This window comes from Saccharopolyspora pogona (assembly GCF_014697215.1).
In the GTDB taxonomy this organism is placed as follows: Bacteria; Actinomycetota; Actinomycetes; order Mycobacteriales; family Pseudonocardiaceae; genus Saccharopolyspora; species Saccharopolyspora hattusasensis.
The window spans coordinates 7668987-7684258 of record NZ_CP031142.1 but is presented as its reverse complement, the minus strand read 5'-3'; the positions used below and the strand labels follow the sequence as shown (position 1 = coordinate 7684258).

Genomic DNA, 15272 nt, shown 5'->3' with positions numbered 1-15272 from the left:
CCGCAAGATCATAATCCTGGCCCCACCTAACACCCCCTCACCCGACCCGAGAATTAACCAGCAGGGTCACCCACGGCGAAGTGCGCTGGAACAGGTGGAGTTGAGAGACCTTCTTGGCGATGCGCGGCACGAACTGGATGGCGCTGGCACCGGTGCCGATCACCGCGACCCACTTGTCCTCAAGGTCGTAGTCGTGGTTCCACTCGGCGGAGTGGAACACCTCACCCTCGAAGCTCTCCACGCCGGGCGGTTCCGGGTAGCTCGGGATGCGCAGGGCGCCGACGCCGGACACCAGCGCGCGACCGAAGTACTCCGTTCCGTCCGCAGTGGACACCGTCCAGGTGCCGTTGCACTCGTCGTATTCGGCACCGGTGAACTCCACGCCATAGTGGGTGTGGTCGCGCACCTGGTACTTGCCCGCGCAGTGCTGCAGGTAGTCGGAGATCTCGCCCTGCCTGGCAACATTCGGGACCAGGACGGGTTCTGCTCGAACGAGATGGAGTACATCAGGGACGGCACGTCGCAGGCGCAGCCCGGATAGGTGTTGTCCCGCCAGGTGCCGCCGAGGTCTGCGGCCTTCTCCAGCACGATGAAGTCGTCGATCCCGGCTTGCTTGAGCCGGATCGCCATCCCGAGCCCGGAGAAACCGGTCCCGACGATGATCACCTTGGTCGGGTAACTGCGCTGGCCCCGCGTTTGCCGTTGCGCCATCAGGTCCTCCTCCGGACCCCAGCACGACTGATCTACTCAACAGTAGCTTACTATGGGTAGGTTACTTACGGTAGGGTGATTTTCGTGGAGACGCAGCAGGCACCGACCACCGGACGCAAGCGGATGCCCCGAGCCGAGCGGGAACGGCAGATCCTCGCCGTCGCCGAACAGGTGTTCGCAACCGACGGCTACCAGGGCACGTCGATGGACGACATCGCGGCGCGGGTTGGCCTGTCCAAGCCGATGCTCTACGAGTACTTCGGTTCGAAGGAAGGGCTGCTGCTCGCCTGCCTGCAGCGATCCAAGCGCGAACTGCTGGAAGCCACCACGGTCGCGGCTGCCGGCGCCGACACCCCCGAGCAGTTGCTGCGCGACTGCTTGCTGGCGTTCTTCAAGTTCAGCGACGAACACGCCCAGGCCTGGGCCCTGCTGCGCAACGAGTCCGCGGTCCCGAGCGCATCGGTGAGCACCGAACTGGAAGCGATCCGGATGCAACAGATGGAATTCACCTCCGGACTGCTCGGGGCCGCGCGCCCAGATCTCGATCCGGTGCGGCTGGAAGCGTTCACGGAGGCGATCATCGGCGCCTGCGAGCGGCTCGCCCTGTGGCGGGACCGCCGCCCGGATATCACCGCGGAGCAAGCCACGAGCCATCTGATGGAACTGTTCGCCCCCAGCCTCGCCCCGAACCTTTGACACATCCGGCCACCCCGACACGCACAGGAAACCCACCGCGCACCCGGGCTAGCCTTGGAGCAAGGGAACCTTCCTGCCACCCGCGTGCCAATAGCTCCCGGCGTTTCCGCAGCAAGGGAACCTTCCTGTCACCTAACGCCTGCCAGCACACCTCTCGTGCCGTTGCAGCATGGGAACCTTCCTGTCATCCACACCGGACGCCGTCCCGCGTTTCCGGAGCATGGGAACCTTTCTGCCATCCGCCGACGGGCCGGGGCGCCATGTCCGGTGCTTGTCGGCGCCGGTCCCCGAGGGGCTCCGGACGCGGGCCCGAGGCGGCGGTTTGCGGGATTCCGTCGCTCAGTGAGCGCCGTGAGTCTGCGTGAAACTCACTCGTTCAGGCGGTTGGGCTGGATATGGGCTCAAGATCGGCGGAGGGGTCTCCGATACCGAGTCAGCCGTGCCAACACGTCAGACCCAAGGAGAACAAATCTTGCGCCCCTGGACCACGCGCACAGTGAAGGCAGCCGTTGTAGCCGCGGGGTTCGCCGCAGTCGGGACCGGTGCCACCGCTGCCGCGGAGAGCACCGCCCTCCCGAAGCCGGACCTGTCGTCCGTTCCGGACCAAATCGGGATCCTCGCCCCGTTGAACGCCTGCCAGCTACAGGACGGCCCCGGGTACGGCCCGACCAAGGCTCCGTGCGCGGACACCGAACTGCACGTGAACACCCCAAACCTGGTCAAGAAGGTGGGCGCGGACATCACGACCACTGCCCACGGAATGGGCGGCGAGTTGCGGGACGGCCGCCCGCTGCTCGCCCCTGGCAAGCCGAACCAGGTGCTCGAGCATGTCTTCGCCGAGACCACCCGCGTCGAGCAGATGACCAAGACCCGCCCGGTCGTCGGTGGTTCGGTGGTCCCGAAACACCTCGGCGCCGTCACCGAACACGTACCGCACGCCGCTTTGCTGGACACCGAGGTCGGCCCGCGCGAGCCCGGCCACCAGGGCACGTCGGCGCTGGACACCGCGATCGACCTGACCGCCGCCCACGGCTATGAGACGGAACCGCTGGCCAACCCAGTCGGTGCCGTTGCTCCCGTCCTGCAAAACGACCTGCGCCCCGGTGCGCCGGTCGCCCTACCGCAGGCGGCGAGGCTCCTACCAGCGGTCGGCAAGCTTCCGGTGACCTCCGAGCTGAACGGCGGCTTGGGCACGGCGGCGAACGACCTCACCCAGCAGGCCACCGGTCGCCTCCCGCAGGCTCCGGTGCACCGGATCACCGGGCAGCTCCCGACGATCGACAGCGTCACCCGCCCGCTGCGCTGATCGACGATCCGAACAACCACGGCGTCAACCTGCTGGACGACAACAACGCCAGCGCCGTCCCGGTGCAGGCCTGCGGCAACAACGTCGCCGTACTCGGCGCCGTGGTGTCGCTGCTGTCGCCACAGATCAACAACTGCGTCAACGCGCCGGTCGTCGACCACCCCAAGATGGGCTGATCACGGCCAGCCGGAAGAGGCGCCGGGACCGTGCGGTCCCGGCGCCTTTCCCGTTGGCCGCTCAGGATTTCCGGATCGCGTCCAGTGCGGTGGTCAGCTGCGCGAGCGCGTCCTCGATCCAAGGCAGCGCGGTCGGATCGTCGCTGTGCAGCGTCATCCAGCGCTGTTCGTCGATGGTCACGTAGAGTAGGCTGGTTGCGGCGCGGAACCGCAGTCCGGCCGGATCGCGTCGAAGGCGGCGCCGGAGAGCACCCCGATTCCGTGCTGGTCGAGCAGGTAGTCGGCGAGGCCGTCTGCGTCGTGGACGATGACCGAGCACCTCACGGCGCTGCGACCGCTGCGCGATCACCCGCGGGTGGTCAGCGAAACCCACCAGGGTCCGTTGAACATGTGCCACGGGTCCGTCCACAATGGCGAGTTGGCGGACCGCATCGCCCGCAACTGCCTGCGGCTTCGCGGCTATGCCCCCCCCCCCCCCCCCCCCCCCCCCGGGCTGCGGCAGGCGTTCCTGGACGGCTGTCCGGGGCTCACGCGGTTGCGCCGGCAGCGGTTGTAGGAGCAAGCGCAGCCGCTGCGGCGGCTGTCGAACCTGGAGTCGTTCATCGACCAGTCGCGGAACCCGCTCGAACTGGCCATGGCGTTCGACCAGGCCAACATCGCACGCAGCCTGTCCCGCGTGGACCGGCCGAGCTGGGACGCAGCAGTGGCCGCGCTCGGCTCCGCGCCCCGCGTGCACGTGCTGGGCTGCGGAAGTGCTTCTCCCCCCGCGTTCCTGCTGGGTTACCTGCTGGGCATGGTGCGCGACGACGTCGCGACGCTGGCGCAGAACCCCGGCATGCTCACCGACGAACTGCGCCGCGTCGGCGACGGGGACTGCTTCGTCGCGCTCTTTATCCACCGCTACAGCGCGGACACGGTGCGGGCCTTCGGCTGGGCGAAGCGCCGGGGCGCGACGACCATCGCGCTCACCGACAACCCGGCCTCGCCCCTGGTCGGCGACGCCGACCACGCCCTCTACCTGGACACGACCGGGGTGTCGGTGCTGCGGTCGCTGACCGCGTTCACCTCGGTCGTCCAGGCGTTGGCCACGGCCGTCGCCGCCGCCCAGGGCAAGCAGACCCGCTTCGCGCTGCTGGTGGTGGAGGAACTGCTCGACGAGTTCGGCGTCTACGCCGGCTCGCGCATCACGCCGCCGTAGCGGCGACGATGGCCGCGTCGGGTTCGCCGAGGTCGAACGGCTCCCCCGCCTCGGCCCGGTGGACCAGCGAGGCCGGCGGCTCGAACCGCTGCCCGTAGCGTTCCGCCAGTTCCCGGGCGCGCGCGACGAATCCGGCCAGCCCGTCCGGGTAGCCGTTCATGTACTGCACGACACCGCCGGTCCAGGTGGGGAACCCGATGCCGAGGATCGATCCGATGTTGGCGTCCGGGACCGACCGCAGCACGCCCTCGTCGAGGCACTTGACGGTTTCCAGCGACTCCACGAACAGCATCCGCTCCGTGAGGTCGGTCAGGCTCACCTCGGCCGGATCCCGCTCGGCCCCGCCGAAGTGCTCGACCAGCCCCGGCCACAACCCGACCCGCTTGCCGTCGACGTAGTCGTAGAAACCGGCGCCGCTGGAACGGCCCTTGCGGTCGAACTCGTCGACCATGCGGTCGAGCACCTGCTCTGCCGGGTGCGGGGTCCAGGTTCCGCCGGCCGCCTCGACGGCGCGCTTGGTCTCGTCGCGGATCTTGCGCGCCAGCGTCAGGGTCAGCTCGTCGAAAAGCTGCAGGACGGGCGCCGGGAACCCGGCCTGCGCCGAGGCCTGCTCGATGGACGCCGGGTGCACGCCTTCGGCGAGCATCGACACGCCCTCGTTGACGAAGGTGCCGATGACGCGGCTGGTGAAGAAGCCGCGGCTGTCGTTGACCACGATCGGCGTCTTGTTGATCTGCTGCACGACGTCGAACGCGCGCGCCAAGGCCCGCTCGCTGGTGTGCTCGCCGCAGATGATCTCCACCAGCGGCATCTTGTCGACCGGGGAGAAGAAGTGCAGGCCGATGAAGTCCTCGCGGCGGCGTACGCCCTCGGCGAGGCCCGTGATCGGCAGCGTGGAGGTGTTGGAGGCGATCAGCGCGTCGCCTTCGACGACGTCCTGCACCTCCGCGTACACCTGATGTTTGATCTTCGGGTCCTCGAAGACGGCTTCGATGACCAGGTCGCAGCCGGCCAGCGGTTCGAGCTGGTCGGTGGGCGTGATCCGGGCCAGCAGCTCGTCGGCCTTGGCCTGCGTCGAGCGGCCCTTGGCGACGGCCTTCTCCAGCAGCTTCGCCGAGTAGTCCTTGCCCTTCCCGGCCGCGGCCAGCGAGATGTCCTTGAGTACGACCTTCATACCGGCCTTGGCGCACGCGTAGGCGATACCGGCGCCCATCATGCCGCCGCCGAGCACCGCGACCTTCTCCGCCCGCCACTCGGGTTCACCGGCTGGGCGGCTGCCGCCGGAGTTGATGTGCTGGAGGTCAAAGAAGAACGCCTTGCTCATGTTCTTGGCGGTCTGGCCGCAAACCAGTTCCACGAAGTAGCGGCCCTCGATGGTGAGCGCGGTGTCGAAGTCGACCTGCGCGCCTTCCACCGCGGCGGCCAGGATGTTGCGCGGGGCCGGCAGCGGCGCGCCCTTGAGCTGCTTGCGGAGGTTGGCGGGGAACGCCGGGAGGTTCGCGGCGAACTTCGGGTTCGACGGTGTGCCGCCGGGAATCTTGTGCCCGGGCCGGTCCCACGGCTGTGCGGCCTCGGGGTTGGCCTTGATCCATTCCTTGGCGTCGGTCAGCAGCTGTTCCGGCGTGTCGACGAGCTGGTCGACGATGCCGATCTCCGCGGCCTTCTCGGGCCGCAGCCGCTGGCCCTGCAGCAGCACGTTGAGCAGCGCGTCGGCGATGCCGAGCAGGCGGACCGTGCGGACCACGCCGCCGGCGCCGGGCAGCAGGCCGAGAGTGACCTCGGGGAACCCAAAGCGGGCCTCGGGGTTCTTCAGCGCGATGCGGTGGTGGCACGCCAGCGCGATCTCCAGGCCGCCGCCGAGGGCGGTGCCGCCCAGCGCGGCGACCACCGGCACGCCGAGGGTTTCGAGGCGGCGCAGCTGCCGCTTGACGCCGGTGGTGGTCTCGGCGACCCGTTCGGCGTCGCCGGGCCGCGCCTGGACCAGCTCGCGGAGGTCACCGCCGGCGAAGAAGGTGCGCTTCGCGGAGGTGAGGACGACGCCGGTGATGTTGTCGCGCTCGTCCTCCAGGCGCTGCACGGTTTCCGCCATGCTGCGCTGGTAGCGCTCGTTCATGGTGTTGGCCTGCTGCTGGGGGTCGTCCAGGGTCAGCACGACGATGCCGTCGGCGTCGGACTCCCAGCGGATGGTGTTCTGCTCGCTCATGTGTGATGTGTCCTTCAGCCGATCCGTTCGACGACAGTCGCGATCCCCATGCCGCCGCCGATGCACAGCGTCGCCAGGCCGTAGCGCAGGTTGCGGCGTTCCAGCTCGTCGATGAGGGTGCCCAGGATCATCGCCCCGGTGGCGCCCAGCGGGTGGCCCATGGCGATGGCCCCGCCGTTGACGTTGACGTTGTCGTGGCTCACGCCGAATTCCTTCATGAACTTCAGCGGGACCGCGGCGAAGGCCTCGTTGATCTCGATCAGGTCGATCTGGTCGATGCTCAGGTCTGCCTTGCCCAGCGCCTTGCGCACCGCCGGGCCTGGCCCGGTCAGCATGATCGTCGGGTCGGCGCCGCTGAGGGCGGCGGCGACGATCCGGGCGCGGGGGCGCAGCCCGGTGCGTTCGCCGAGGGCTTCGCCGCCGATCAGGGCCAGCGCGGCACCGTCGACGACGCCGGAAGAGTTCCCGGCGGTGTGCACGTGGTCGATGCGCTCCACCCAGTGGTACTTCTGCAGCGCGACGGCGTCGAATCCGCCGAGCTCGCCGATGTCGGCGAAGGACGGCTTTAGCCCGCCGAGGCTGTCGACCGTGGTGTTCGCGCGGATGTGCTCGTCCCGGTCGAGGACGGTGCTGCCGGTGCGGTCGGTCACCGGCACCACGGAGCGGGCGAAGCGGCCGTCGGCCCAGGCCTTGGCGGCGCGGTCCTGCGACTCGGCCGCGTAGGCGTCGACAGTGGTCCGGTCGAAGCCCTCGATCGTGGCGATCAGGTCGGCGCCGATGCCCTGCGGCACGAAGGAGGTGGCGAAGTTCGTTTCGGGGTCCATCGCCCAGGCTCCGCCGTCGGAGCCCATCGGCACCCGGGACATGGATTCGACGCCGCCGGCCAGCACGGCGTCCTCCCAGCCGGAGCGCACCTTCTGGGCGGCGATGTTGACCGCCTCCAGGCCGGAGGCGCAGAAGCGGTTGAGCTGCACACCGCTGACGGTGTCGGGCAGGCCCGCGGCGAGCGCGGCGGTCTTGGCGATGTCGCCGCCCTGGTCGGCGACGGGCGAGACCACGCCCAGCACGATGTCGTCGATCAGCGCGGGATCCAGCTGCGGGTGGCGGCGCTGCAGCTCCTGGATCAGGCCCACGACCAGGCTGATCGGCTTCACCCCGTGCAGCGACCCGGTTTTCTTGCCGCGACCGCGTGGTGTGCGGATCGCGTCGTAGACGAACGCCTCGGACATTTGTGGCGTGCCTCCTCGTTGCGGCAGGTGCTCCACCCAGAGTGTGACACCAACACTGTCACAGTCAAGATGCTCTTGACCTGCCCGCAAGTCCCCTCTTACGGGGCAAACATGCTTCACGAGCAGCTGAGCAGGTCTCCAGTCACCTGCTTCCAGTCCTACCACCTTGAGTCAGGCGAGGTGATCCGATGACCGGTCGAGTAAGGATCATGGCCGGCAGCCCGGAAGAGGCCGCGGCGATCCAGGCCCGGTTGGCGACCGTGTTGAACGTGGCCGGCGGAGACCGCGACTACCCGATACGGAACGGGTTAGGGGTCCGTCGCTACCTCGAAGTCCGGTTGCCGCAAGAACGGGCCATCCGGGCGACGTCTACCCGAGCCGATCGGCCAGAGCTCGAACGCTGACCGAGCAGTGTTCGGAATGGGACAGCCCCCGAGCAGACAGCAGCACGAACCCTAATCAACAGCACGCTGTTCGACCGGCTCACGGCGCGCATCGCCAACGAACACCAGGCGCCCATCGACTACGCCGAGCGCATCATGGACCAGGCGTTAGCGTTCCTCGCCGTCTCGGCTGACCACGTGGGCGAACCGCTCGCACCGACCCCCGTGGTCGACATCGGGTGGCATACGTTCGTCCTCTACACCCGCGACGTCGCCAGAGGAGTTCTGTGACCGGGTCGCGGGGCGGTTCATTCACCATGTGCCCAACGACGCCCCGAACGTGCTACCCAGCAGGGGCACACCCGTGGAAGCTCGCGCCCGTACGGTGAAGGCGATCCAGCAGGCGGGCTACCTGGTCGATGGTGAGCTGTGGACCGACGTGGCCACCAGTTGCTCGCTGGGCGACGCCGAGGACGGGTGCTGTGCGGCATCGGGCAAGGACGGCAACGAGAACACCGAGAACCAGACGCCACCGAGGTAAGAGGACGGGCCGACGTGAAGCGTCATGGCGCCTGCGACAGGCGGTCGCCGCAACCCGCTGAGAACGCCCGAAAACGGCAAATGCGCCCCGCTCCCGGTGAAGGATGCGGGGCGCAGTGCGCTGGCGCTCAGCTCTGGTTGGAGGTCGAGCTGAATGTGATCGCCAACCTGCTGGTGCCCTCGTTGTCGGGTGACACCGCGATCTGAGAGAAGTCTGTGCCGGAAGTCGGCGCGCCATGCCGCGCAGAATGGTCGACAGCGCTTCGGCGCGGTCTTCGACTTGAAGCGCGCGGACCTTCCAGCTCTCGCCCGGCTCGGCTCGGCGCTGAGCGACGTCGTGCCGATAGGTGACGTTGGCGTCGTAACCCGCGTCCGGGTGGCCGAGCACGCGCGCAACGTCGGTGAGGGGCTGGCGGGGCCAGTCCATGACGTCGACGTCCTGCGCCCACTCCCACAGGCCGGTTTTCAGGCGGATCACAGTCCAGGGCATTTCGCCGGACAGGCTGCGCAGCCACGCGCGGCGGGCGTCCGGGTCGCCCGGGTCGTCCTCGGGGGCACCCGGACTGTGTCGAGCGGGTCGGCGGCAGGGTCGTCGGCGGGGCGGGTGTCGGTGAACTCCGTGATTTCGTCGGCGGTTCCGTCCGCGGCTGCCTCGCGGGCGAGCTCGGCTAATACGTCACGGCGGGTCTGGTCGCCAGGGGTGGGCGCAATCTGCCCACCCTTCGCGGCGGCCTGCTCGGCGAGGCCTGCCGCTTCGGCTTCACGCACGAGATCGCAGGCCAGACGTCGGCCCGTCTGCACAACCAAGACCCGACCTCTGAGCCCGATGGCAGGAAGGTTCCCATGCTCACGTCCGGGATGACAGGAAGGTTCCCATGCTCATACCCGACGTGCCTCGGCTAGGCGGCTGGCCGGTGGTGGCGAAGTGGGCGCGAGGTCGCCGACCTCGCGGGGGTGTTGTTCAGTCGCGCAGCAGGGTTTCGACGCCCTGGCCGCGGATGGACGCGTCGAGCACCTGGACGGTGTGCGCCATCGCGAGGTGCTCGCCGCGGCGCTCGAGCGCGGTGCGGATCTGCATCGAGCAGCCCGGGTTCGCCGTCACCAGCAGCTTCGCTCCGGTGGCGAGGACGTTCTCGGCCTTTCGGTCGCCGAGCTCGCGCGCCGGCTCCGGTTGGAGCAGGTTGTAGACGCCAGCGGAGCCGCAGCACAGTTCGCCGCGGTTGATCTCCTTGAGCTCCAGCTCGGGGATCGCGCGCAGCAGTTCACGGGGCTGCGACCGGATGCCTTGGCCGTGCGCGAGGTGGCAGGCGTCGTGGTAGGCGATCTGCACCGGCAGCGGGTGCCGCTTCGCGACCGGTCCGAGTTCGACGATCAGCTCGGCGATGTCCCGCACGCGCGCGGAGAAGCGCTCCGCGCGTTCGGCGTCTTCGGGATCGTCCTGCAGCAGCCGCGGGTATTCCTTCAGCGTGGAGCCGCAGCCGGCCGAGTTGATGACGACGTAGTCCACTCCGGATTCTTCGAAGGTGTCGAGCAGGTCGCGGGCGAACTTGATCGCTTCCTCTTCCCGCCCCGAGTGCTCGCTGAGCGCGCCGCAGCAGCCCTGCGCCGGTGGGATCACGACGTCGCAGCCCTCGGCGGCGAGGATGCGTGCCGTCGCCGCGTTGACGTCGGGGAAGAAGGCGCTCTGCACGCAGCCGGTGATCATCCCGACGGTCGCGCGCCGCTTGCCGCGCGCCGGGATCCGGTGCCCCAGCTTCGGGGCGCGGCCGATGGGCGGCACGAGGGATTCCATCACCTGCAGCTCGTCCGGCAGCAACGCCTGCAGCCCGGACCGCTTGAGCAGGTTTCCGATGCCGAGCCGCTGGTAGAGCGCGAGCGGTCCGCGCATCGCCTTGAGGCGGCGCGGGTACGGGAACAGCGTGAAGATCGCCGTGCGCAGGAGCCGTTCCCAGCGTCCGCGCTGGTGGTTCCGCTCGACCTGCGCCCGCGTCTCGGTGATGAGCGTGCCGTACTTCACCCCGGACGGGCAGGCGGTCACGCACGCCATGCAGCCGAGGCACGCGTCGAAGTGGCCGACCATGGTGTCGGTCATGGGCTCTCCTTCGAGCCCTTCCTTCATCAGGTAGATGCGGCCGCGCGGCGAGTCCATCTCCTCGCCCCACAGGTCGTAGGTGGGGCAGCTGGGCAGACAGAATCCACAGTGGACGCAGTCGTCGACGAGTTCGCGCTGCGGCGGGTGCAGCGCGTCGAAGGCGCCCGGGCGGGCCGGGGTCTCGGTCATCAGATTCCTCCCACGAACCGACCGGGGCCGAGCCGGTGTTCCGGATCGAACTGGTCCTTGGTGCGGCGCATCAGCGCCAGAAATCCCGGTGCGATCGGCCCCCACGGGTCGATCGCGGCATCCTTCGGCGCACGGACCAGCACCGCGTAGTCGCAGCCGGTGCGCAGTGCCTTGACGAGTTCGACGACGGCTGCGGGGTCGGTGTCGCCGGGCAGCCCGGCGTTGAGCACGCCGAGCCCGGCCGCTCCGCGTATCGCCAACGGCAGGCCGCTCGCCGCGGCCGCTTCTTGCGCGCCGCTGAGCACTCGGGGCAGTGCCGTCGGCTCCGCGCCCAGGCGCAGGCCGATCCCACCCACCGGGTCGAACGGGTAGCGGCCCCACCAGGACGGGGCCTGGTCCAGCACTTCCGCGCCGTGCCCGATGGCGGCGGCCAGCTCGACCGCGCGGTCGTGCGTGGCGTTGGGCCTGCCCTCGAGCTGCGCGCAGATCGTGATCGGTCCGGCGGGCTCGGGACGATCGAGCTCGATCGCGGTGGGCATCGCCTGGGAATGCCGGACGATGTCGGCTGCGGTCGCGGCCGTCGCGGGGGCGTCGGTGGTGACGGTGATCCAGCGGTGCTCGGCGGCGACCGGGTGCAACCGGAACACCGCCTCGGTGATCACACCGAGCGTGCCGAAGGAACCGGTGTAGAGCTTGCCGAGGTCGTAGCCGGCGACGTTCTTGACGACCTTCCCGCCGGCGGTGGTCACGGTGCCGTCGGCCCGCACGACCGTGATGCCGATGAGCAGGTCACGCACCCCGCCGAAGAGGTGCCGGCACGGGCCAGCGGTGCCGGTGGCGATGATCCCGCCAAGCGTCGCGGTCGGCAGCGGCTGGTCGATCGCCAGCTGCTGCCCGGCGGCGCGCACGGTGTTGTTGACCTCGGCGATCGGTGTTCCCGCCAGGGCGTGCACGACGAGGTCGCCCGCGGCGTGGTCGACGATGCCGTTGGCGGCCGACACGTCGAGCAGCAGGTCCACCGCCTCCGGAGCGCTGCCCCAGTCGAGCTTGCTGCCCGACCCCTTGGGCACCATCCGAAGGCCGTGCTCGACGGCGACCTTCATCGCGACCGACGTCCGCTCGGTTCCGTCCACAGTGGCCACCCAGTGCGGGCGGACACCCGACACCACGTCGGTATTCGTCGCGTCCCGCACGCAATCGGCACCGAGCTCGGCCACGAGTGCTTCGCGCGCGGCGTCCTTGGTTGTAGTGGGCATCAGAACTGGTCCGCCAATCCCGCTTCGGTCAGTGGATGCAGGCCGCGCCGGGGCCCGGGCACTTCGCCGCAGAGCCTCGGCGTCGGGAAGACCTTGCCCGGGTTGCAGATCCCGACCGGGTCGAAGGCGCAGCGTACGCGCTGCATGGTGTCGAGGTCGTCCGCGGTGAACATCCGGCCCATGTACTTGACCTTGTCCGCGCCGACGCCGTGCTCGCCGGTGATCGAGCCACCGTGCTCGATGCACAGGTCAAGGATCGCGCCCGAGACCGCCTCGGCCCGCTCGTTCGCGCCCGGTTCGGCGTCGTCGAAGAGCACCAGCGGGTGCAGGTTGCCGTCGCCGGCGTGGAAGACGTTGGCGACCCGCACGCCGGATTCGGCGGACAGCCGGGCGATGCGGCCGAGCACCTCGGGCAGCGCGGTCCGCGGGATCACCCCGTCCTGCACGATGTAGTCGGGGCTGATGCGGCCCACCGCGGCGAACGCGGACTTGCGGCCCTTCCAGATCATCGCGCGCTCGCCGTCGTCGGCGGCGACCCGGATCTCGAACGCGCCGTGCGCCTCGCAGTGCCGCTTGACCTCGGCGAAGGTGTGCGCGACCTCGGCGGCCGGGCCGTCGAGCTCGACGACCAGCACCGCACCGGCGCCTTCCGGGTAGCCGCACTGCACGGCCTGCTCGGCGGCCTCAATGGCCAGCGCGTCCATCATCTCGATCGCCGCCGGGGTGACCCCGTCGGCGATGATCGCCGACACCGCCGCGCCCGCCTCGTCGGTCGACGGGAACCCGGCCAGCAGGGTCTGCACCGCTTCGGGTTTGCGCAGCAGCCGCACGGTGATCTTGGTGACCACCCCGAGCGTGCCCTCGCTGCCGATGAAGGCGCCCAGCAGGTCGTATCCGGGGGCTTCCCGCGCGTCGCCGCCGAGTTCGACGATGTCTCCGTCCGGGGTGACGACTTCCAGGGCGAGGATGTGGTTCGTGGTGAAGCCGTACTTCAGGCAGTGCGCGCCGCCGGAGTTCTCCGCGACGTTGCCACCCACCGAGCACACCTGCTGGCTGGACGGGTCCGGCGCGAAATAGTAGCCCTGCGAGGCGACGGCCTTGGTGACGTCGAGGTTGATCACGCCCGGTTCCACCACGGCCCGCTCGTTGGCCAGGTCGATCTCCAGGATCCGCCGCATCTTCGAGGTCACCACCAGCACGCCCGATGCGTGCGGCAGCGCCCCGCCGGACAGCCCGGTGCCGGAGCCGCGGGCGACGAACGGGACCTGGTGCTCGGCGCAGATCCGGACGATCTGGCGGACCTGCTCGGCGGTTTCGGGCAGCACTGCCACGGCGGGCACGACCCGGTAGCTCGCCAGTCCGTCGCACTCGTAGGTGCGCAGCCGCTGCGGGTCGGTGATCACAGCGTTGGGCGGCATTGCCGCATGGAAGCGCTGCACGACTTGGTCGAGCGCCTGCTCGGCCTCGGTGCTGGTCGACTGCATGCTCAGCCTCCAGGACTTCTTCCGGCTTGTGGAAAGACCATTCCGGTCACGGGGACCATAGGTTGTTCACAACATAGATACAAGAGGTCGACAAGATGGCCCCGCCGTGACGATCGAGTCCCGCACAGAACCAGGATCGCCCCTAGCGCCCGTCGTGACCAGAGCAAGGGAACCTTCCTGCCACCCCACCCACAAGACGAGCCGCAACCGAAATCCGGCGGCGGCGCGACACCACCCCTCCGCCGGGCTGGCAATGACAGGAAGGTTCCCATGCTCACGCCCCCGGACCGGCAGGCGACAGGAAAGTTCCCATCCTCGCGCCGCGCGCCGAGTGGCCCAACGCGCCGGCCACGGCAATGAGACAGATCCACCAAGACGCCGCGAATCGAACGGAACCGGCAGCTCCTGGCCGACGTCGAAACCGACAAGGCATCAGCGACAAGTACTTCGAGACGCTGCAGGGCTGCCAGGAGATGGCCTAGAAGGCGCAGCAGTTCCTCGTCGAGACCAAGCAGTCCCTCGACGACACCGTCAAGGACTACAACGACACTGAGCAGCAGATCATCGAACTGCTCAACAAGGCCGGGGAGGGGCTTGCCGGATGACGGGGCCAGGGACGTTCAGCATCGCTCGACGGCGGATCGAGGGTTATTCACGCTGAGGCGAAGAAATGCAGGGCGACAACGGTGGAGATGGTTTTACGAAAGGTCTCGATGGGGCGCCGGTAGTCTGTGTGCAAGATGCGCCAGGTCTTGAAGTTAGCGATCACCTGCTCGATGACGTAGCGAATCCTGTTGATCTGCATGTTGAATTCGTTCTCCCACTCCAGCAGTTCGCGGCATTCAGGTTTCTTGATCGGCATGAGCATGTCGTTGCCAACGTATCCTTTGTCGCCTATCCAGTTGGCGGGCGTCAGTGTCAGCAGCACGCCAGATTCACCGAGGCAGTACGAGTCGTGCCGGCTGCCATCAATCGGATCGGAGATCCACCTGAGCTGGCCGTCGACCGTAAGGCGATCTGCACGTTCATACCGGTGGTCTTGTGCTTGCCCGAGTACAACTCCGGGCGCGAGGACCAGGACCAGCAGGGCAGCAGCGTGTCGTCGACGATGTACTGCTGCCGGTCGTCCAACTCGGCGGCGGTGGGCATGAACCTCGCGAGCACCTGGTTGATCAGTGGCGTCACTGTGGTAACCGCACGACTGATGGACGGCTGGGAAACTCCGTAGGTTTCTGCGATTTCCGCTTGGACACGATTGCGCCTCGCCGCTTATGTCAACACGCCGGCCGGCGACTTAATTTTGATGCGTCTGAATAATCCTCATCATCGTCCCAGCAAGCCGGCATCCATATCTGCCGCGACCTGGATGTTGAGCCCTGCACGGCGGCGCTTGCCGGAGTAGGCGCTTGCCGGAGTGGTTGTCCTCGTGGCCAGCACGGTTGCCGGTCGGGACATCAGTACCGTCGACCAGGACGAGCCGGCCGCGAAGGGCTTCCTTGAGGTCTGGAACATGCAGACACAACGCCTCTCCGATCAGCGGCAGTATGCCTCGGTAGACCCTCGATACGGTCGGCTGGCTTACTCCGAACAAATCGCCCACGGCCGCCTGGTTCAAGTTCTGCCGGACATATACCAGGGCGAGAAGGACCGCGCGGTGAAGCCCTACAACCGGAGGCCATACGTTTTCTTTACGACACTGGACGATCTGCCGAACCCGGGAAACAAGCTCCTCGATCTGGTCAGCAGCAAGCCCCGTAGTAGACTGGTAACGCAACGGTCCCACCTGTAAGTCGTGTTCTTTGGTCGGAA

The 15272-nt window shown here is 68.5% G+C and carries 16 protein-coding genes and 1 pseudogene; 6 read left to right on the top strand and 11 right to left on the bottom strand.

Annotation, left to right across the window (positions count from 1 at the left end; all coding sequences use genetic code 11):
- Positions 1-67 precede the first annotated feature (67 nt).
- Positions 68-711: pseudogene (locus DL519_RS36225) on the bottom strand (flavin-containing monooxygenase); the annotation flags it as partial.
- Positions 712-795: 84 nt separating this feature from the next.
- On the opposite strand from DL519_RS36225, the gene DL519_RS36220 reads away from it, so the two are divergent.
- Together DL519_RS36220 and DL519_RS36215 are read left to right on the top strand one after the other, a co-directional pair.
- Positions 796-1407, top strand: a complete 612-nt coding sequence (locus tag DL519_RS36220; RefSeq protein WP_223839962.1) for a TetR/AcrR family transcriptional regulator — start codon at positions 796-798, stop codon at positions 1405-1407.
- A gap of 472 nt (positions 1408-1879) precedes the next feature.
- Positions 1880-2713, top strand: coding sequence for a hypothetical protein (locus tag DL519_RS36215; protein ID WP_190821549.1), 834 nt, complete (start codon positions 1880-1882; stop codon positions 2711-2713).
- Between the two features lie 353 nt (positions 2714-3066).
- Here the strand turns inward: DL519_RS36215 and DL519_RS36205 are convergent, their stop codons facing one another.
- Positions 3067-3213 (bottom strand): hypothetical protein, encoded by a 147-nt coding sequence (locus DL519_RS36205; RefSeq protein WP_190821547.1) that lies wholly within the window; start codon positions 3211-3213, stop codon positions 3067-3069.
- Between the two features lie 310 nt (positions 3214-3523).
- Between DL519_RS36205 and DL519_RS36200 the strand changes: the two genes are divergently transcribed.
- Positions 3524-4087, top strand: coding sequence for a MurR/RpiR family transcriptional regulator (locus DL519_RS36200; protein WP_190821544.1), 564 nt, complete (start codon positions 3524-3526; stop codon positions 4085-4087).
- On the opposite strand, the gene DL519_RS36195 is transcribed toward DL519_RS36200, so the two are convergent.
- Together DL519_RS36195 and DL519_RS36190 are read right to left on the bottom strand one after the other, a co-directional pair.
- On the bottom strand, positions 4074-6290 hold the full coding sequence (locus DL519_RS36195) for a 3-hydroxyacyl-CoA dehydrogenase NAD-binding domain-containing protein (RefSeq protein ID WP_190821542.1): 2217 nt from the start codon (positions 6288-6290) through the stop codon (positions 4074-4076). The two genes, DL519_RS36200 and DL519_RS36195, sit on opposite strands and share 14 nt — an antisense overlap.
- A gap of 14 nt (positions 6291-6304) precedes the next feature.
- On the bottom strand, positions 6305-7519 hold the full coding sequence (locus tag DL519_RS36190) for an acetyl-CoA C-acetyltransferase (protein ID WP_190821540.1): 1215 nt from the start codon (positions 7517-7519) through the stop codon (positions 6305-6307).
- Positions 7520-7707: 188 nt separating this feature from the next.
- Here DL519_RS36190 and DL519_RS36185 point away from each other — a divergent pair, with 188 nt between their 5' ends.
- The 3 genes from DL519_RS36185 (at position 7708) to DL519_RS47720 (ending at position 8443) form a co-directional block, all read left to right on the top strand.
- Positions 7708-7923, top strand: coding sequence for a hypothetical protein (locus DL519_RS36185; protein WP_223839961.1), 216 nt, complete (start codon positions 7708-7710; stop codon positions 7921-7923).
- Positions 7924-8058: 135 nt separating this feature from the next.
- A complete protein-coding gene (locus DL519_RS49185) occupies positions 8059-8193 on the top strand; it encodes a glycine-rich domain-containing protein (RefSeq protein ID WP_263399755.1) in 135 nt (44 codons plus the stop codon).
- Positions 8194-8266: 73 nt separating this feature from the next.
- Positions 8267-8443: a hypothetical protein gene (locus DL519_RS47720; RefSeq protein WP_223839960.1), complete on the top strand. Its 177-nt coding sequence runs from the start codon at positions 8267-8269 to the stop codon at positions 8441-8443.
- A gap of 473 nt (positions 8444-8916) precedes the next feature.
- Here DL519_RS47720 and DL519_RS36175 read toward each other — a convergent pair whose 3' ends face one another.
- The 7 genes from DL519_RS36175 to DL519_RS50520 form a co-directional block, all read right to left on the bottom strand.
- Positions 8917-9249 carry a hypothetical protein gene (locus DL519_RS36175; protein WP_190821538.1) on the bottom strand — a complete coding sequence of 111 codons (333 nt, stop codon included), beginning with the start codon at positions 9247-9249 and terminating at the stop codon, positions 8917-8919.
- Between the two features lie 154 nt (positions 9250-9403).
- Entirely contained in the window at positions 9404-10723 is a 1320-nt protein-coding gene (locus tag DL519_RS36170) for a (Fe-S)-binding protein (RefSeq protein ID WP_190821536.1), read from the bottom strand.
- A complete protein-coding gene (locus tag DL519_RS36165; protein ID WP_190821535.1) occupies positions 10723-11979 on the bottom strand; it encodes an FAD-binding oxidoreductase in 1257 nt (418 codons plus the stop codon). Before DL519_RS36165 ends, DL519_RS36170 begins: the two co-directional genes overlap by 1 nt.
- Positions 11979-13463 carry an FAD-linked oxidase C-terminal domain-containing protein gene (locus tag DL519_RS36160; protein WP_190821533.1) on the bottom strand — a complete coding sequence of 495 codons (1485 nt, stop codon included), beginning with the start codon at positions 13461-13463 and terminating at the stop codon, positions 11979-11981. Before DL519_RS36160 ends, DL519_RS36165 begins: the two co-directional genes overlap by 1 nt.
- Positions 13464-14115: 652 nt before the next feature.
- Complete coding sequence (locus DL519_RS47715; protein WP_263399838.1) at positions 14116-14436, bottom strand: transposase family protein; 321 nt, start codon at positions 14434-14436, stop codon at positions 14116-14118.
- The gene (locus tag DL519_RS47710; RefSeq protein ID WP_223839959.1) at positions 14382-14648 is read right to left on the bottom strand and encodes a hypothetical protein; all 267 of its coding nucleotides are present in this window, start codon (positions 14646-14648) and stop codon (positions 14382-14384) included. The genes DL519_RS47715 and DL519_RS47710 overlap by 55 nt, the downstream gene beginning before the upstream one ends.
- Positions 14649-14757: 109 nt before the next feature.
- A complete protein-coding gene (locus DL519_RS50520) occupies positions 14758-15063 on the bottom strand; it encodes a hypothetical protein (RefSeq protein WP_397545088.1) in 306 nt (101 codons plus the stop codon).
- Positions 15064-15272: the final 209 nt, after the last annotated feature.